The 17,724-nt window shown below is 73.5% G+C and carries 15 protein-coding genes; 12 read left to right on the top strand and 3 right to left on the bottom strand.

What is annotated here, in order from left to right; genetic code table 11:
- Positions 1-46 precede the first annotated feature (46 nt).
- From C6361_RS24965 to C6361_RS24955, 3 genes are all read left to right on the top strand, one after another.
- Positions 47-301: a hypothetical protein gene (locus C6361_RS24965; RefSeq protein ID WP_234358983.1), complete on the top strand. Its 255-nt coding sequence runs from the start codon at positions 47-49 to the stop codon at positions 299-301.
- Positions 302-414: 113 nt separating this feature from the next.
- Positions 415-894 (top strand): PH domain-containing protein, encoded by a 480-nt coding sequence (locus tag C6361_RS24960; RefSeq protein WP_107271161.1) that lies wholly within the window; start codon positions 415-417, stop codon positions 892-894.
- Positions 891-2,288, top strand: coding sequence for a PH domain-containing protein (locus tag C6361_RS24955; protein ID WP_107269178.1), 1,398 nt, complete (start codon positions 891-893; stop codon positions 2,286-2,288). The genes C6361_RS24960 and C6361_RS24955 overlap by 4 nt, the downstream gene beginning before the upstream one ends.
- Here the strand turns inward: C6361_RS24955 and C6361_RS24950 are convergent.
- The gene (locus tag C6361_RS24950; protein WP_107269177.1) at positions 2,272-3,321 is read right to left on the bottom strand and encodes a phosphatase PAP2 family protein; all 1,050 of its coding nucleotides are present in this window, start codon (positions 3,319-3,321) and stop codon (positions 2,272-2,274) included. The two genes, C6361_RS24955 and C6361_RS24950, sit on opposite strands and share 17 nt — an antisense overlap.
- Positions 3,322-3,429: 108 nt before the next feature.
- On the opposite strand from C6361_RS24950, the gene C6361_RS24945 reads away from it, so the two are divergent.
- The 5 genes from C6361_RS24945 to C6361_RS24925 all read left to right on the top strand — a co-directional run bounded on the left by C6361_RS24945 (position 3,430) and on the right by C6361_RS24925 (position 8,929).
- The gene (locus C6361_RS24945; protein ID WP_107269176.1) at positions 3,430-3,984 is read left to right on the top strand and encodes a PadR family transcriptional regulator; all 555 of its coding nucleotides are present in this window, start codon (positions 3,430-3,432) and stop codon (positions 3,982-3,984) included.
- A complete protein-coding gene (locus tag C6361_RS24940; RefSeq protein WP_107263010.1) occupies positions 3,981-4,637 on the top strand; it encodes an ABC transporter ATP-binding protein in 657 nt (218 codons plus the stop codon). Before C6361_RS24945 ends, C6361_RS24940 begins: the two co-directional genes overlap by 4 nt.
- Before the next feature lie 43 nt (positions 4,638-4,680).
- On the top strand, positions 4,681-6,972 hold the full coding sequence (locus C6361_RS24935; protein ID WP_107269175.1) for an FtsX-like permease family protein: 2,292 nt from the start codon (positions 4,681-4,683) through the stop codon (positions 6,970-6,972).
- 731 nt (positions 6,973-7,703) lie between these two features.
- On the top strand, positions 7,704-8,090 hold the full coding sequence (locus tag C6361_RS24930; protein ID WP_107263013.1) for a thioesterase family protein: 387 nt from the start codon (positions 7,704-7,706) through the stop codon (positions 8,088-8,090).
- Complete coding sequence (locus C6361_RS24925) at positions 8,087-8,929, top strand: MBL fold metallo-hydrolase (RefSeq protein ID WP_369930449.1); 843 nt, start codon at positions 8,087-8,089, stop codon at positions 8,927-8,929. The genes C6361_RS24930 and C6361_RS24925 overlap by 4 nt, the downstream gene beginning before the upstream one ends.
- 25 nt (positions 8,930-8,954) lie before the next feature.
- Here the strand turns inward: C6361_RS24925 and C6361_RS24920 are convergent, their stop codons facing one another.
- On the bottom strand, positions 8,955-9,893 hold the full coding sequence (locus C6361_RS24920; RefSeq protein WP_107269174.1) for a PfkB family carbohydrate kinase: 939 nt from the start codon (positions 9,891-9,893) through the stop codon (positions 8,955-8,957).
- Positions 9,894-10,447: 554 nt separating this feature from the next.
- On the opposite strand from C6361_RS24920, the gene C6361_RS24915 reads away from it, so the two are divergent.
- The gene (locus C6361_RS24915; RefSeq protein WP_369930447.1) at positions 10,448-11,545 is read left to right on the top strand and encodes a lytic polysaccharide monooxygenase; all 1,098 of its coding nucleotides are present in this window, start codon (positions 10,448-10,450) and stop codon (positions 11,543-11,545) included.
- A gap of 79 nt (positions 11,546-11,624) precedes the next feature.
- On the opposite strand, the gene asnB is transcribed toward C6361_RS24915, so the two are convergent.
- Entirely contained in the window at positions 11,625-13,583 is a 1,959-nt protein-coding gene (asnB, locus tag C6361_RS24910) for an asparagine synthase (glutamine-hydrolyzing) (protein ID WP_107264486.1), read from the bottom strand.
- 209 nt (positions 13,584-13,792) lie between these two features.
- Between asnB and C6361_RS24905 the strand changes: the two genes are divergently transcribed.
- From C6361_RS24905 to C6361_RS24895, 3 genes are all read left to right on the top strand, one after another.
- Positions 13,793-15,304, top strand: coding sequence for an aminopeptidase P family protein (locus tag C6361_RS24905; RefSeq protein ID WP_107269173.1), 1,512 nt, complete (start codon positions 13,793-13,795; stop codon positions 15,302-15,304).
- Between the two features lie 153 nt (positions 15,305-15,457).
- Complete coding sequence (locus tag C6361_RS24900) at positions 15,458-17,191, top strand: RyR domain-containing protein (protein WP_159079465.1); 1,734 nt, start codon at positions 15,458-15,460, stop codon at positions 17,189-17,191.
- A 20-nt stretch (positions 17,192-17,211) separates the two neighbouring features.
- Positions 17,212-17,700 carry a hypothetical protein gene (locus C6361_RS24895; RefSeq protein ID WP_107263017.1) on the top strand — a complete coding sequence of 163 codons (489 nt, stop codon included), beginning with the start codon at positions 17,212-17,214 and terminating at the stop codon, positions 17,698-17,700.
- Positions 17,701-17,724 lie beyond the last annotated feature (24 nt).

Here is a 17,724-nt window from a genome sequence, read left to right as displayed (position 1 = left end):
TCTCTTCCCCCCGGGCCCCGCCGTGCCGCGCCGTAGAATCGCCGCCGTGAGCGAAGGGTCCCCAGCCGCCGACACCTCCCCGCCGGCCGACAGTCAGCCCCGGATCTGCTCGGCGCGAGGCTGCCGGGCACCGGCCGCCTGGGCGTTGCGCTGGAACAATCCCCGGCTGCACACCCCGGAGCGGCGCAAGACCTGGCTCGCCTGTGTGGAGCACCGGCAGTCGCTCGGCGACTTCCTCGGCGCGCGCGGGTTCCTTCGCGAGGTAGCACCCGCCGGAGGATCGCCTACGCTCGACACGTGAGCGAGCGAGGCGGCGAGCGAAGCGGGCCCGGCGATGACGACCGAGGCGGGCACGACCCGGAGTCGACCGGCGAGCCGGCGGCCGGACGGTCCGCGACCGGGCCGACGGACCCGCTGGAGCCGTGGCCGGAGACCGTACGCTGGCAGCCGGTCTCCACGGACCTGATAAAGGTGGAGGCGCTCCGGCTCGGGATCGGCATGCTGGCCCTCGCCGCCGGTGCCGGGATCGGCCTCGCGCTCACCGGCCACTGGCTCTTCGGCCTCGCCCTCGGCGCGGTGGTGGTAGTGACCGTGTGGCGGCTGACGGTGATCGTCCGGGCCGTACGCGCCTGGGGGTACGCCGAACGCGACCACGACCTGCTGGTCCGGCACGGCCTGCTGGTCCGGCGACTGTCGATCGTGCCGTACGCCCGGATGCAGTTCGTCGACGTCACCGCCGGGCCGCTGGAGCGCGCCTTCGACCTGGCCACCGTGCAACTGCACACCGCCGCCGCCGCGAGCGACGCCCGGGTGCCCGGGCTGCGCCCGGCGGAGGCGTCCCGGCTGCGCGACCGGCTCACCGCCCTCGGCGAGGACCGGGCGGAGGGTCTGTGACTCCCGAGGAGGGCGCCGAGCCCCGGCAGCGGCTGCACCCGTTGAGTCCGCTGCTGCACGGGGCGAAATCACTGGTGGTGATCGTCGCCGCGCTCTCCTGGTCGACGCTGTCCCGGGTCGGCCTCGGCTTCTTCGCCCTGCTCGTCGCGGTGTTGCTGGTCGGCGCGCTGGTGCTCTCGGTGGTCAGTTGGTACAACACCGGCTACCACGTGGTCGGGCGGGAACTGCGGATCCACGAGGGTCTGCTGTGGCGGCGTACCCGGGCGATCCCCCTGGAGCGGTTGCAGTCCGTGGAGGTGGTCCGGCCGCTGCTGGCCCAGCTCAGCGGGCTCGCCGAGCTGCGGTTGGAGGTGGTCGGCGGCGGCAAGACGGAGGCGCCGCTGGCGTACGTCACGGTGGCCGACGCGGTGGCGCTGCGGGAGCGCCTGCTGGTGCTGGCCGGCCGGGCGCCGTCCGGCCCGGTGCAGGTGCCAGGGGCCGCGCCCGGCGCGACACCGGCCGGGCAGCCGGGTGCACCGGTGCCGGGTCAGCCCGGCGTACCCGGTCTGCCCGGACTGGTCGGCACCGTCGAGCCTCCGGTCGGCCGGCACCTGCACGCGGTCTCCAACCGCGACCTGCTGGTCAGCCAGCTTCTCACCCCGCAGGCGTTCCTGCTGCCGTTCGGCGTCGCCTTCGTGCTGGTCCAGTTCTTCACCGAGGGTTCCTGGTCGTTCATCGCGGTCGCCAGCACCCTGACCGCGATGGCCGGGGTGGTGCTCCAGCCGATCCGGCGGGTGCTGGACGACTGGAGTTTCCGGCTGGCCCGTGACGACGCCGCGCTGCGGGTCCGGCACGGCCTGCTGGAGACCCGGGCCCAGACCGTACCGCTGGACCGGCTCCAGGCGATCGGGGTCACCTGGCCGCTGCTCTGGCGGATGAAGGGGTGGTTGCGGATGCGGCTGTCGGTCGCCGGGTTCGCCAGCGGTGAACTGGACGACCGGAGCCATCCGGACCGGTTGCTGCCGGTCGGCGACCTGGCCACGGCACAGATGATCATGGCCGAGATCCTGCCCGGGGTGGCGATCACCGGCACCCTCACCCCGCCACCGGCCCGGGCCCGCTGGGTGCACCCGCTGGCCCGTACCGCGCTCGGCGCCGGGCTCTCCGCCCGGGTCTTCGCGGTCCGCTCCGGACTGCTGACCCGGGAACTCCTCGTCGTGCCGTACGCCCGGATCCAGAGCGTACGGGTGGTGCAGGGGCCGCTCCAGCGGCGGCTGCGGCTGGCCACCGTGTACGCGGACACCGCCGGTGGGCCCGGCGCCGCCGCCCGGGACCGGGACCTGCACGAGGCGTGGGCGCTGGCCGCCGAACTGACCGCCCGGGCCCGGGCCGCCCGGCTCAGCGACCCGCGCTGACCGTCGGCTCCGGCGCCTCGGCGGCTTCGGCGGCCTCGGCCGGAGCGGGCTCGGACGGGGCCGGCTCGGCCGGCTGGCGGCGGGCCCTGCGCGCCGCCCACCAGCGCTCGGCGAGCCCGACGACCAGGAAGGTCAGCCCGACGTACGCCCAGCCGACCAGTACGTCGATCACGTAGTGCTCGCCCGCGTAGACCAGGGTGAAGGTCATCGCCAGCGGATAGCAGAGCAGCAGCGGCCACCAGCGTCGGCGGGTCGCCCCGAGGAAGAAGACCACCACGAAGAGCGCCCAGGCGGTGTGCAGCGACGGCATCGCGGCGACCGGGTTGGAGGCGATCTGACCGGCGTTGAGCAGGTTGCCGGCGCCGTGCATGCCGAACTCCCGCCAGCCCCGGGTGGAGATCCGGGCGACGTCGGTGAGCATCCCGTACTGTGCGGCCCACCAGGGCGGCGCGGCCGGGTAGATGAAGTAGGTGACCAGGCCGCTGGCGCAGAGGAAGCCCCAGCGGCGCATGAACGCGCCCCACTGGGTCCGGGAGCGCAGCCAGAGCACCACCGCGGCGGTCAGGGTGACCACGAAGTGCGAGAAGTAGACCCAGCTCACGCCGACGTCCCACCAGTGGATGCCGTCCGGGTCGTAGAGGTGCTGTTGCAGCCAGACGGTGGGGACCTGGCCGTCCATCGCCCAGCCGAACATCCACCGGTCGGCGACGATCAGCTCGTAGGCGTGCGGCGTCGCCCCGTTGTCCGCGAACCCCCGGGAGAGGTTGTAGAGGGCGAGCAGCACCACCACCGGCAGCCAGTCCCGGGCGAAGCCCAGATGTGTCCGCCAGGGACGGTCACTGCGCCAGGCGATGGTGGCGGCCCAGAGCCAGGCGAAGGCGTACAGCGGGTCGGTGGGCAGGCCGATCAGCAGCCAGGCGGCGACGAAGGCCACCGCCCAGATCGACATGGCGACGAACCGGCGGCGCCGGTTGTCCGGGGACGCCGGACCGGGTGGCGGCGCGGGCGGGGTGTCGGTGACGGTGGCGGTCATCGCCGTCCAGGTTAACGGCGCCGGTACGACGAACTCCGAGAGGGACGATGGCGCGGCCACTAGCAACTCGCTTGCTAGCTTAGTAACCCAGTTGCTAGTGTCCCCGCCATGTCGGTCTCCCGGATCCTGCTCGGCCTCCTCGAACCGAGGTCCCAACACGGCTACGTGCTGCGCCGCCGCTACGACGAGTGGTTCGGCAACAGCCGTCCGCTCAAGTCGGCACAGGTCTACGCCACCCTCGGCCGGCTGGACCGGGACGGGCTGATCGACCTCGCCGGAGTGGCCAGCGGGGTCGGCCCGGACCGCCGGGTCTACGCGATCACCGAGGCGGGCGTCGGCGAACTCGACCGCTGGCTCGACGAGCCGGAGGTGCCCGAGGTGACCGGCAGCCGCCGGGTGCTCTTCGCCAAGGTGCTGATCGCGCTCTCCAGCGGCCGGCCGGCCGAGCCGATGCTCGACCGGCAGCGCCAGGCGCACCTGGCCCGGATGCGCGAGCTGCGCGTCCAGCGGCAGGCCGGCGACCTGCTCACCCAGCTCGACGCCGACTTCGAGATGTACCACCTCGACGCCGACCTCAAGTGGATCGACGGCGCCGTCGCCCGGCTCGCCCGGCTGGCCGCACTGGTGTCCCGCGCCGACGACGCGGAGAAGGAGTCCCGATGACACTCCAGGGCAGCAACCTGGCCCTCCGGTTCGGCCGGACCGTCGCGCTCGACGGCGCCGACGTGACCATCCCACCCGGCGAGATCGTCGCCATCATGGGACCGTCCGGCTCCGGCAAGTCGACCCTGCTGCACGTCCTCGCCGGCATCCTCCGCCCCGAGCACGGCGAGGTACGCCTCGACGCGCAGCGCATCGACAACCTCCCGGACGGCCGGCGCAGCCGACTCCGGCTCCGGTCGTTCGGATTCGTGCTCCAGTTCGGCGACCTGGTGCCGGAACTCTCCCTGCGGGAGAACGTCGAACTGCCGCTGCGACTGCTCGGCACGCCCCGGGCGCAGGCCCGGCGCCGGGGCGCCGAACTGCTCGGCCAACTGGCCGTGGCCGAGCTGGCCGACCGGCGCCCGGGGCAGGTCTCCGGCGGCGAGGCACAGCGCGCCGCCGTCGCCCGGGCACTGGCGCACCGGCCCTCGGTGATCTTCGCCGACGAGCCGACCGGGGCGCTGGACAGCGCGGCCGGCGAGGTGGTGCTGGACGCGCTGACCGGGCTGGCCCGCAAGGAGGGCAGCTCGGTGGTGATGGTCACCCACGAGGCCCGGGTGGCGGCGTACGCGGACCGGACCGTCTTCCTGCGCGACGGCCGGGTAGCCGCGTGAGCCGGCCGGACGGCCCGTCGAAGCGGCCGGAAGGGGCGACGGCATGAGGCGGTGGATCTGGCTCGGACTGCGGCTCTCGGTCGGCTCCGGGCGGGGCGGGCTGCTGCGTACCGCGCTGATGTCGTCCGGGGCGGCGCTCGGCGTACTGCTGGTGCTGGCGTCGCTGGCCACGGTCTCGGTGGCCGGGGCACAGCACGGGCGGGCCGAGGCGCGCACCCCGGTCCGCGAGGAGAACCCGGCCAGCCCGTCGGCGCTGCGGATCTACGACATCGAGGACGTGGTCGGCGGCCGGGTGCTCCGGCGTACCGCCGTGATCGGTGCCACCGCGACCAGCCCTCGCCCGCCCGGGGTGGCCGCGCTGCCCGCACCCGGGGAGATGGTGGTCTCGCCGGCCCTGCGCGACCTGCTCGCCACCGACCCGAGAGCGGCGGCACGCCTGCCGCAGCGGGTGATCGGCACGGTCGGCCCGGCCGGGCTGCTCGCCCCGGACGAACTGCTGGCCTACGTCGGGGCCGAACCGGTGACCGTGCCGGAGGTGGAGCGGATGCTCGACGAACACTGGCCGGTCACCGGGTTCGGTCACCCGCTGAACTACGCCCTCGGCCAGGGCGCCGGGCCGGACGTCTTCACCCCGGCCCGGATCCTGGCCGGCGCCTTCGGGCTGTTCGTGCTGGTCCCGTTCGGCGTCTTCCTGGCCACCTGCGCCCGGCTCTCCGCCTCCACCCGGGACCGGCGGATCGCCGCGCTGCGGCTGCTCGGCGTCTCGGCCCGGCAGGCGACCCTGGTCAACGCGGTGGAGACCGGGGTGGTCACCCTCGGCGGCGCGCTGCTCGGGCTGGCCGCCTTCGCGATCCTCGCCCCGGTCTCGGCGGGCTGGCGGATCGGGCGGCTGCGCTGGTACGCCGCCGACCTCGCCGTACCGGTGCCGGTGGTCGTCGGGATGGTCGCGGTGACGGTGGCGTACGCGGTCGCCGTCGGCGTACTCGCCACCCGGTCCGCCCGGATCGACCCGCTGGCGGTACGCCGGGACGCGCCGCACCGCCGCCCCGGCGTCTGGCGGGTCCTCCCGCTGCTGGCCGGGCTCGCCGGTGCGGTACTGGCCGGCTGGTCCGGCCGGCACGAACCCACCCAGTCCGACGCCCTGCTCTTCGCCGTCTCGATGCTGCTCACCGGCCTTGCCCTGCCGCTCGCCCTACCCACCCTCGGGTACGCCGCCGCCGCGCTGGTCGCCCGGCTGCCGGGTACCCCGGTCTGGCTGGAACTGGCCGCCGCCCGGCTGCGGCACACGCCCGGGGTGGCACCCCGGCTGGTCGCCGCCTTCGCCGTGATGGTCTACGTGGCCGGGATGGGCTCGCTCGGCGTCAGCCTGATCGTCAATGATCGCGGCCTCAGCCCGACCAACGACCCGGCCGGACGCCGGATGTACCAGCTCCTCGGCCCGGGTCCGCTGCCCGCCGCGGAACTGCGGCAGCTCCCCGGCGTGCAGCTCGTCGACCTGGTCGGCGTGCCGGCGACCGTCTCCGGCGAGCCGGACTTCCTGGTCGTCGGCGACTGTGCCGACTTCACCGGCATGTTCGCGCTCGGCGCCGGGGAATCGTGTGTGGACGGCCGGACCTACCGGCTGGTGCACGAGTCCTTCTTCGGCGGGGCACCGCTGCCGCAGCCCGGCGCCGAGGTGGTCGCGCAAGGCGGGACCCGGATACCGGTGCCGGAGCAGATCCTGCACACCCGGATGCGGTTCGACGTCGGTATGGGCGGACAGATGCTGATCACCCGGCAGGCAGCGGTCGCCGCCGCGCTGGAGGTACCGCCGTCGTCCTCGATGCACCTGGTGGCGACCGATCCGGCCGCCGCCGACCGGGCCGCCCAGGTGCTGGCCGCCCGGGTGCCGACCCGCTATCTCGAAGGCGACCTCGGCGCCCGTCGCGGGTTCGACGCGGAACTCCTGGTGACGCTGCTGGTCGCCGGGCTGACCCTGAGCTTCGTGCTCGGGATCGGGGCGTTCGCCGCCGCCGCGATCGACCGCACCGTGGAACGGCGCCGCGACAACGCCACGCTGGCCGTGGTCGGCACCAGCCCGCGCACCATCACCGCCGGAGAGGTCGGCTTCGGCACCCTGCCGCTGGTGATCGGGCTCGGCCTGGCCAGCCTGGCCACGATCGTCATCGCGACCGTGCTCGCCGGCCTCTTCGACGTCGACCGAGCGCAGGTCTTCGACCGGGTCGCCCCGACGCTCTGGCTGGCCGGCGGGGCGCTGGTGGTCGGGGTGGTGCTGATCGCCGTACCGGCCTGGTTGACCCAGCGGATCACCGCCGAACAGCTCCGCCGACCCTGACCGGGCGAGGTGATCGGCGACAGCCGGTGCCCCCGCCCAGGCGGCCGCCGGCTCGGCCGCCGGCTCGGCCAGCGGCTCGGCCGCCGAGGAGTGCCCAGCTCGGAGACTGTCGAGCTGCCCCGCTTGTGCGCCCACCACGGCTGCCGGTCGGCGCACTCACCTGGACAGCAGAGGCGTAATCGATCGGTCGTAGCGCATCTGGTGTCCAGGTGACCGAGGACGGGCGGCGGCCCGCTTGTGCATCCACCCGGATACGGGGCGGTGGCTCTCCCGGGGCACTGGCGGACGGGCCGGACTTCAGCCCGCGAGTGTCGGAGCAGGGGCCGGGTGGCGACTGGCGGGCGGACCGGGCGATTCCGTCGGGAAACCCCTGGTCACGTACGGTTTCGACGGTCCGGGGAGCGGGCCGGCTGTGGACTGTCCGACAGTCGTCCGGCGTGTCGTCGCGTGTCGGCGTCAGCGGTCGGCCGAACATCTACGCTTTGCTGATGGATCAGGAACACCCGGCCGGACAGGCGCCGGAGTCAGCGTCGGACGGTTCGACGCAACCGCAGGTCAGCGCAGCCGCACCCGAGTCGCGCCCCGCCGCGCCCGAAGCACGCCCCACCGCGACCGAGTCACGCCGCGCCGCGCCCGAAGCACGCCCCGCCGCGTCCGAGTCCCGCTCGGCCGCGTCCGAGTCCCGCTCGGCCGCGTCCGAGTCCCGCTCGGCCGCGTCCGAGTCACAGAGCGTGTTTCCGCCGGGCCTGACCGCCCGGGTCGAGCTGACCGTCACCGACGTCGACACCGCGCAGGCGGTCGGCTCCGGCGACGTGCCGGTGCTGGGCACCCCCAGGGTGCTGGCGCTGGCCGAGGCGGCCACCGTCGCCGCCACGGCGAGCCGGCTGCCGACCGGGATGACCACCGTCGGGATGCGGGTCGAACTCGACCACCGGGTGCCGACCCCGGTCGGCCGGACCGCCGTGGCGCAGGCCCGGTTGGCCAAGGTCGACGGGCGCCGGCTGCTCTTCGAGGTGGCTGTCACCGAGGGCGCGACGACGGTGGCCGAGGGCCGGGTCGAACGGGTCCTGGTGGACCGGCACCGCTTCGTCGAGCGGGCGCAGCAGGGCCCGGCATGACCGCCACCGTGGGCCTCGCCTTCACCGAGGTCGCCGACCGGGTGTACGTGCTGCGCCAGCCGCTGCTCGACGTCAACGTGACCCTGGTGGTCGGCGACGGTGGTGCGCTGGTGGTGGACACCCTCTCCACCGCCGGCCAGGCCGCCGAGCTGCTCGCCGCCGTCCGGAGGCTCACCGCCGACCCGCTGGTGGTGGTCAACACGCACCACCACTTCGACCACTGCTTCGGCAACGCGGCACTGGCCGCAGCCGGTCCGGTGCCGATCTACGCCCACGAGGAGACCGCCCGGCTGCTGCGCGAACAGCCCGCGCTGGTGCGCCGGCAGGCGTACGACGAGGTGCTGCCCGCCGATCCCGGGCTCGCCGCCGAACTCGCCCGGACCACGGTGCTCGCCCCCACCCACCCGGTACGCCAGGAGGCCACCATCGACGTCGGCGGCCGGGCGGTGCTGCTGCGGCACCTCGGACGCGGGCACACCGAGGGTGACCTGGTGGTGCAGGTGCCGGACGCCGACGTGCTGGTCGCCGGTGACCTGATCGAGCAGAGCGGCCCGCCGGCCTTCGAGGACGCCTTCCCGCTGGAGTGGGTGGAGACCGTCACCGCGCTGCTGCGCCTGCTCACCCCGGGCAGCGTGGTGGTCCCCGGGCACGGCACGGTGGTCGACACCGAATTCGTCCGGGTGCAGCACGACGACCTGGCCACGATGAGTTGGCTGATCCGCAACGGGGACGCGGACCGGGCTCCCGCCGAGCGGGTCGCCCAGCGCACGCCGTTCGGCCCGGAGGCCGGCCTCGCCGCCGTCCAGCGCGGCTACGCCGAACTGCGCGGCGACGGCTGAGCGGCCGGCGTCCGCACGCGTCGGGTCAGTCGGGGAAGCGGCGGGCGACCTGGGCCCGGGTCGGCATCGAGACCGCGCCGCCCGGGGACTCGCAGACCAGTCCGGCGACCCGGAGCGCGTAGCCGACCCGCTCGGACCAGCCGGCCGCGTCGACCGGGAGCCCGTCGGCGAGCAGGTCGGCGATCAGGGCCGCCATCACCGAGTCGCCGGCGCCGGTCGCGTCCACGGCCTGGACCGCCGGCGCCGGCAGGCGTACCCCGGTGGTGCCGGCGGCGGTCGAGACCAGCGCGCCGCGCGGTCCGAGGGTGACCACGACGGTGCCGGCGCCGAGGTCGTGCAGCCGCCCGGCGGCGGCCTCGGGGACGGTGTCGCCGTAGAGCACCTCCGCGTCGGCCAGGCTCAGTTTCACCAGGTCGGCGGAGGCGACGAACTCGGCCACCACGGCCCGGAGCCCGGCCACCGCCGCCTCGTCCGGCAGCAGCCGGGGGCGGACGTTCGGGTCGAAGACCCGCAGGCCGGTCGCGAGCGTCCAGGCCCGCCGGGCGGCGGCCAGCACCGGCGGGCAGAGCAGCACGATCGAGCCGGCGTAGAGCACCGAGGCGCCCTCGACCAGGGGTACGTCGAGATCCTCCGGCCCGAGCAGCCCGTAGGAGAGCGGCTCGCCGTAGAACCGGAAGTCGGGTTCCGCCCCGGCGAAGGTGGCCACCGCCAGCGCGGTCGGTACGGGGCGGACCACCACGCCCCGCCGGCCGACCCCGGCGCCGGTCAGGAAGTCGGCGATCCGCCCGGCGAGTACGTCGTCGCCGAGCGAGCCGGCGAACTCCACCTCGGCACCGAGCCGGGCCGCCCCGACGGCCACGTTCAGCGGCGCCCCGCCGATCGCCTGCCGGTAGACGGGCTGCCCGTCGTACTCGCCGTCGAGCAGGTCGACGAGGGCCTCGCCGAGCACCACCGCGTATCCCATCCGAACCTCCCGACCCGCACCGCCGTCCGTGCCGACCCGGGCCGGCCGGCACCGGCGGGTTCCGGTGTATCCCCCTGACCCTGGCACACCGCCGATCCCGTCGTACCCGCCGGGCAGACTCCGCCGGCATGACGGAAGCGCACGAGATCGTTCCGGGGTACCGGGCCGCGTGCCGGGCGCGGGCCCGGGAGCAGGTCGGCCGGACGTCCGACCCCGACATCCGTCAATCCGCCTGGAAACTTTTCATCGAGAGATTCCTATTGCCTCGGCGCCGGGTTCCGTGATGCGATTGCCCGTACCGAGCCAGTGCGGGGGCTGACGCGCTGTGCCGGGTGCCGGCAAGGGGCCACGCGAAGGGCACACATCCGTGATCGGACTGTGCGCCGTGTCGCCCGTCTGCCATCCGGCAGATACCAGCCCACCACCTCTGGCGGGGCGGACCGGTGATACCGCAACCAGTGTCGGAAGCGGGCGCCCGCCGTGTCGCGGGTCCCCCGCAGGTCGTCCGCAGCGTCGGTTACCCGCTGCGACACTGCCCCCAGAAGGAGAACTCGGTGAAACGTCTACGCAGGATCGCGGCCCTCGGCGCCGTGGCCGCGCTCACCGCCGGTGTCATCACGGTGGTCAATCCCACTCCGGCCGTCGCGCACGGTGCCGCCATGGCGCCGGGCAGCCGTACCTTCCTCTGCTGGAAGGACGGGCTCAGCCCGCAGGGCGACATCAGGCCCAACAACCCGGCCTGCGCGGCCGCGGTCGCGCAGAGCGGGGCCAACTCGCTCTACAACTGGTTCAGCGTGCTCCGCTCGGACGCGGGCGGCCGGACCACCGGCTTCGTCCCGGACGGGCAGCTCTGCAGCGGCGGCAACAGCAGCTTCAGCGGCTACAACCTGGCCCGCAACGACTGGCCGTTGACCCACCTGACCGCCGGCGGCAACTTCAACTTCAAGTACAGCAACTGGGCCCACCACCCCGGCACGTTCTACTTCTACGTGACCCGGGACGGCTTCAGCCCGACCCGGGCGCTGAACTGGAGTGACCTGGAGGCGACGCCGTTCCTGACGGTGACCAACCCGCCGCAGCAGGGCGCGGTCGGCACCAACGACGGCCACTACTACTTCAGCGGGCGGCTGCCGACCGGCAAGAGCGGCCGGCACATCATCTACTCCCGCTGGGTCCGCTCGGACAGCCAGGAGAACTTCTTCGGCTGCTCCGACGTGGTCTTCGACGGCGGCAACGGCGAGGTCACCGGGGCCGGCCCGGGTGGCAGCAACCCGACCAACCCGCCGACGAACCCGCCGACCAACCCGCCGACCGGCAACCCGACGAACCCGCCGACCAACAACCCGGGCACCGGTGCCTGCACCGCGACGTACCGGTCGACCGGTAGCTGGAGCGGTGGCTTCCAGGCAGAGGTGACGGTCCGGAACAGCGGCACCGCCACGCTGGGCGGCTGGACGGCCGGCTGGATCTGGGCGAACGGCGAGACCATCGGCAGCCTGTGGAACGGTACGCACACCCAGAGCGGCAGTACGGTGACAGTCCGGAACGTCGCCCACAACGGCAGCCTCGCCCCCGGTGCGAGCGCCACCTTCGGTTTCGTCGGCAGCGGCAACACCAGCGGTGCCCCGACGCTGACCTGCACCACCTCGTAACCACCCCGCGGAACGCGACGGGCCCGGCGTCGGCGGCGCCGGGCCCGTTCGCTGCCCGCTTCGGGAATCGACCGGGTGCTCAGCGCACCATCGAGCCGACCACCGGCTTGGTGAGCAGCGCCGACTGGTTGCGCTGGATGCCCGGGTCCAGGGTGCGGGCCACGAAGATGGCGTGCCAGACACAGAAGATCAGCACGGTCCAGATCTTGCGGGAGTGGTCGGCCTCGCCCCGCTGGTGCTCGTCGAGCAGCCGCATCGCGTACGAGAGGTCGAGCAGCTCACCGGCGCCGGAGATCGAGAAGATGTGCCGGGCCCACTCGTACATCTCGCCGGCCAGCCAGACCCGGGTCGGGGTCGGGAAGCCGAGCTTGCGCCGGTTGACGATGGCCGGCGGCACCACGCCCTGCAACGCCTGCCGCATCGCCCACTTCGTGGCGTCGGAGCGGGGCGGCAGCTTCAGGTCCACCGGGATGCCGGCGGCGACCTCGAAGACCTCCCGGTCGAGGAAGGGCACCCGCACCTCCAGCGAGTGCGCCATCGAGATCCGGTCCGCCTTGACCAGGATGTCGCCGCGCAGCCAGGTGTAGAGGTCGACGTACTGCATCTTGGTCACGTCGTCCAGCTCGGTGCACTCGGCGTAGATCGGCGCGGTGACGTCGGTGTAGCGGACGGCCGGGTCGTAGCGGCGGAGCAGCTTCTGCTTCTCCTCCTCGGTGAACATCCGGGCGTTGCCGTAGTAGCGCTGCTCGATCGGGGTGGTGCCGCGCTCCAGGAAGCTCTTGCCCTTGACCCCCTGCGGGATCGCCTTGGAGACCGCCCGCAGCCCCTTCTGCACCCCGCCGGGCAGGCCGTTGACCGTGCCGAGCGAGAGCGGCTCCCGATAGATCGTGTACCCGCCGAAGAACTCGTCCGCGCCCTCGCCGGAGAGCACCACCGTGACGTGCTCGGCGGCCTTCTTGGCGACGAAGTAGAGCGGCACCAGGGCCGGGTCGGCGACCGGGTCGTCCAGGTGCCAGACGATCTTCGGCAGCGCCTCCATCATGTCCCGGGGGCCGATCTTGGTCGGGATGGTGGTGACCCCGAGGTGCCGGGCCGAGTCCTGGGCCACCTCGATCTCGGAGTAGCCGGGCACGTCGTAGCCGACGGTGAAGGTGAGAATGTTGGGGTTGAACTCCCTAGCCAGCGCCACCACCGCGGTCGAGTCGATGCCGCTGGAGAGGAAGCAGCCCACCGGCACGTCGGCCCGCATGTGCATCCGGACGCTCTCCCGCAGCGTCTCCCGGATCCGGTCGTAGAGCTTCTGCGGCTCCTGCACCGGAGCGGGCCGGAACACCGGCCGGTACCAGCGGCGCACCTCGATCTGCCGGCCCGGGCTCCAGGTGAGGTATTCGCCGGAACCGATCCGGTTGATCCCCTGGTGCAGGGTGCCGGGCTCGGGGACGTACTGCAAGGTCAGGTAGTGCGACAGGTTGGCGGTGTCCACCCCGGCGTCACCGGCGTGCGCCGAGGGCGCGAACGGCAGCAGCGCCTTCTTCTCCGAGGCGAGGTAGACCCCGTCCCGGGTCTGGAGGTAGTGCAGCGGCTTGATCCCGAAGTAGTCCCGGGCGCCGAAGGCGCGGCGCTGCTGCCGGTCCCAGATCACGAAGGCGAACATCCCGCGCAGCCGGGTGAGCACCTGCTCTCCCCAGTAGTGGAAGCCGGCGACGATCACCTCGCCGTCACCGGCGGTGGCGAACTGGGCGCCGTAGTCCCGGGCCAGCTCCTCGCGCAGCTCGATGTAGTTGTAGATCTCGCCGTTGAAGGTCAGCAGGTAGCGACCGCCCGCGTACGGCAGCGGCTCGTGGCTGGACGCCACGTCGATGATCGAGAGCCGTTTGTGTGCGAAAACGGCGTCGGTGTACCCGTCCGGGGTGGAAATCACCTCTACGCCGGTCTCGTCCGGTCCCCGGTGGTGCAGGCATTCCAACGCACCGGCCAGGGCGTCTCGGTGTGCGCCGGCGTTGCCGTGCGCGCTGAAGAAGGCCAGGAGTCCGCACATGGCGGTCATCTTTCCACGCGGACCCGTCCGCTGTGCCGGCACCGCCACCGAGACCGACCGCTCCGGGCACGGTACGGTCGGGGCACGCCAGAAGCGCAGATCAGGTCAGCCGGACGAGGGACAGGGTCGCCAGCCGGCGGGAGTCGTCGATCCCCGCCGTACGCCGACGGGACCTCGCGAGGACCGGGCCGGACGAGGGAGGAGCGGCGATGTCAGACGAGCACACCGACATCACGGCGGAGCCGGCAGAGGTGGAGACGGCCCGGACGGAGTCACACGACCCGGACTTCCCGGAGAAGTTCCTCGAGTTCATGCGGCAGGGCTGGCGGGACAGCACCCTGCCGGTCGGCCCCCGGCCCGAGGTGCCCAACCACGCCAAGCGCCGGGCGGCGCTCTCGGCGGCCCTGCCCGGCGAGACCCTGGTGATCCCGACCGGCCCGGAGAAGGTACGCGCCAACGACACCGCCTACCGGTTCCGCCCCGGCAGCGACTTCGTCTACCTGACCGGCGACCACGATCCGGACAGCGTGCTGGTGATGCGCCCGAACGGCTCCGGCCACGACGCGGTGCTCTACATGCGCCCCCGCTCCTCCCGGGAGACCGACGAGTTCTTCCGCAGCCGCAACGGCGAACTCTGGGTCGGCCGCCGGCACACCCTGACCGAGAAGTCGACCGAGCTGGGCATCGAGACCGCGCCCCTGTCCGAGCTGCCGGAGGCGCTGGCCGACTGCGCTCCCGGTCGGACCCGGGTGCTGCGCGGGCTGGACCCGGCGGTGGACGGCGCGGTGCGGCCGTACGAGCCGCCGAAGAGCGGGGCGACCGAGGATGCCCGACTCGGCCGGGACCGGGAGCTGGCCGCGCTGCTGTCGGAACAGAAGCTGGTCAAGGACGAGTGGGAGATCGCCCAGCTCCAGGAGGCGATCGACGCCACCGTACGCGGCTTCGAGGACGTCGCCCGGGTGCTGCCGGCCGACCGCCCGGTCAGCGAGCGGCTCCTGGAGGGGGTCTTCGGGCTGCGGGCCCGGCACGACGGCTACGACGTCGGCTACAACTCGATCGTCGGTGCCGGCGAGCACGCGACGATCCTGCACTGGATCCACAACACCGGCATCACCCGCCCGGGCGAGCTGCTGCTGATGGACATGGGCGTGGAGGGGCGGCACCTCTACACCGCCGACGTGACCCGGGTGCTGCCGGTCTCCGGCAGCTTCTCCCCGCTGCAACGCCAGGTCTACGACATCGTGTACGCGGCCCAGCAGGCCGGCATCGACTTCATCCGGCCCGGGGTGACCTTCAAGGACGTGCACCGGACCTGCATGCGGGTGCTCGCCGAGGGGCTCGCCGAGCTGGGTCTGCTGCCGGTCAGCGTGGACGAGGCGATGGACGAGACGTCGATGGTCTACCGCCGGTGGACGCTGCACGGCTTCGGGCACATGCTCGGGCTCGACGTGCACGACTGCGCCAACGCCCGCAAGGAGAGCTATCGGGACGGCACCCTCGGCGAGGGGTACGTGCTGACCGTCGAGCCGGGGCTCTACTTCCAGCCCGAGGACGACCTGGTCCCGGCCGAGCTGCGCGGGATCGGCATCCGGATCGAGGACGACGTACTCGTCACGGCGGACGGCGCGGTCAACCTCTCGGCCGGGCTGCCCCGGCGGGCCGACGAGGTGGAGGCGTGGCTGGCCGCCCAGCGCGACGCCGGGTTCCGGCTGCCCGGCTGAACCAACCGGCTTCCCGTCGCCGGTCGGGACCCGTCCCGGCCGGCGACGGCCTCCCGGTGCAGGGAAAAGTCTCGATCATTTCACGTTCGCTGCGGGCAGACCGCGACGGTACGATAGCGCTGCGTCGTCGCACCGGACAGCAGGAGAGGTGTGGTGCCCGGAAACAACCTCGGCGAGCCGCCCCGCGCACCGACCAAGAGTGTGCTCAGACTGGTGTTCGCGCTCGCCGGAGTGGTCGCCTTCGTCTGTGGCTACCTCGGGCTCTCCCAGCACATCGAACGGACCGGCGGCTACGGCTCCGACCCGTTCGACCTGATCTACTACGACCTACAGCTCTTCGTGCTCGGCGCGCCGCCGCTGGACGACGGCGGGCCGTTTCCGGCGCTGCTGAACTTCGCCCGGTTCGCCGCACCGGCGGTCACCGCGTACGCCCTGGTGGAGGCCTGCCGGCTGCTCTTCGCCACCGAGCTGCGCCGGCTGCGCGACCGCAACGCCCGGGGGCACGTCATCGTCTGCGGCGACGGCCTGGTGGCGGACACCCTGGCCCGCCGGCTCCAGGCCGCCGGCCACCGGGTGGTGGCGGTCCGCTCCGACGTCACGACGCCGTCCGGCTCCGGCCAGGTGGCGCGGGCCGCCCGGGACCCGAGCGTGCTGCGCGGCGCCGGCATCGGCCGGGCCAGGGCCGTCTACGCGTGTACCGACGACAGCGCCACCAACGCCGCGATCGGGCTGGCCGCGGCCCGGCACGGCCGTTCCCCGCTGACCGTGTACGCCCAGGTCGCCGACCCGGAACTCTGCCTCGCGTTGCAGGCCCGGCACCTGGGCCTGGCCCGGCACCCCGGCGCCCGGCTGGACTTCTTCAACATCGACGACCTGGCCGCCCGGAAGCTCTTCGCCGAGGACCCGCTGACCGCCGTGGACGGCCGGCCGCCCCGGGTGGTGGTGCTCGGCGCCACCGCGTTCGGCCGGGCGGTACTGGTCGAGCTGGCCCGGCGCTGGCGGGTACGCGACCCGCACGGCGCCCGACTGGTACCCCTGGTCCTGGTCGACGAGGCGGCGACCGAGGCGGCGGCCCAGCTCACCCACCGCTATCCGTTCCTGTCCCGGGTCTGCCGGATCATCCCGCTCGACGGCGGCCTCGGCGAGCTGCTCGGCCAGCTTCCCCGGGCCGGCTTCCCGCTCCCGCCGGACCGGGTCTTCATCTGCTACGACGACGAGGAGCGGGCGCTGAAGACGGCGCTCACCGCCGAGCAGCTCTGGCACGGCGGGCCCGGCTCGATGGTGGTCCGGCTGGACCGGCTGGCCAACCTGCGGGAGGCGTTCGGCAGCGGGACCGGCCTCGGCGTCCTCGACGACCTCTCCGGCGCGCTCCGGCTCTACGGCGTGGTGCACGCCGCCTGCGACCCGGCGCTGATCGGGGACGACCTGGTGGAACGGCTGGCCCGGGTGATCCACGAGAGTTACGTGGTGGCCCGGCGCCGGCACGGTGAACGGCCCGGTGGCAACCCCGCGCTGGTGCCCTGGGAGGAGCTGCCGGAATCACTGCGCCGGGCCAACCGGGCCCAGGCCAAGGACATCGGTCGCAAGCTGCGGGAGCTCGGCTGCGCCCTGTCGCCCCGGGTCGGGCCGGGCGACGAGCACGCCCTGGAGGAGCCGGAGATCGAGCGGCTGGCCATCCTGGAGCACCAGCGCTGGCTGGCCGAGCAGGTGGCGAGCGGCTGGCGGTACGCGCCACACCGGGACGACGAGCGACGACTCCATCCGGCGTTGAGCCCCTGGGAGGATCTACGGGAAGATCTCCGGGAGCGTAACCACGAGGCGGTCCGGGAACTCCCGGTCATCCTGGCCGACGCGGGCTTCCGGATCGTCCGCGTCGGGCACGCGTAACCACGAACGGACGGTGCTGGATGGCCCGCATCGGTGTCACCGGGCACGTAGTGCTCGCCGACGGCACGGCGGAGCTGGTCTACGCCCGGCTGACCGAGGAGCTGCGCCCGTACGCCGGGCCGGAGCTGCACGGGATCACCTGCCTCGCCGACGGCGCCGACCAGATCTTCGCCCGGGCGGTACTCGACAGCGGCGGGAGCTTCGAGGCGGTGATCCCGGCCCGGGACTACCGGCAGCGGTCGGTACGGGCGCACAACCTGCCCGCCTTCGACGAGCTGCTGCGCCGGGCCACCTCGGTGTCGTACATGCCGTTTCCGCGCTCGGGGCGGGCAGCGTACCTGGCGGCGAGTCTGGAGATGCTGCGCCGGTGCGAGCGGCTCTTCGCGGTCTGGGACGGCAACCCGTCGGCGGACGTCGGGGACACCGCCGACGTGGTCCGGGCGGCGCAGTCCCGGGACCTGCCGGTGACCGTACTCTGGCCGGCCGGCGCCCGCCGGCTGAAACTCTGAGCCGGCCGGCGCCCGCCGCCGCTG

The organism is Plantactinospora sp. BC1, from assembly GCF_003030345.1.
In the GTDB taxonomy this organism is placed as follows: Bacteria; Actinomycetota; Actinomycetes; order Mycobacteriales; family Micromonosporaceae; genus Plantactinospora.
The sequence above is the reverse complement of the archived record's forward strand: the minus strand, read 5'-3'. Positions and strand labels throughout refer to the sequence as shown.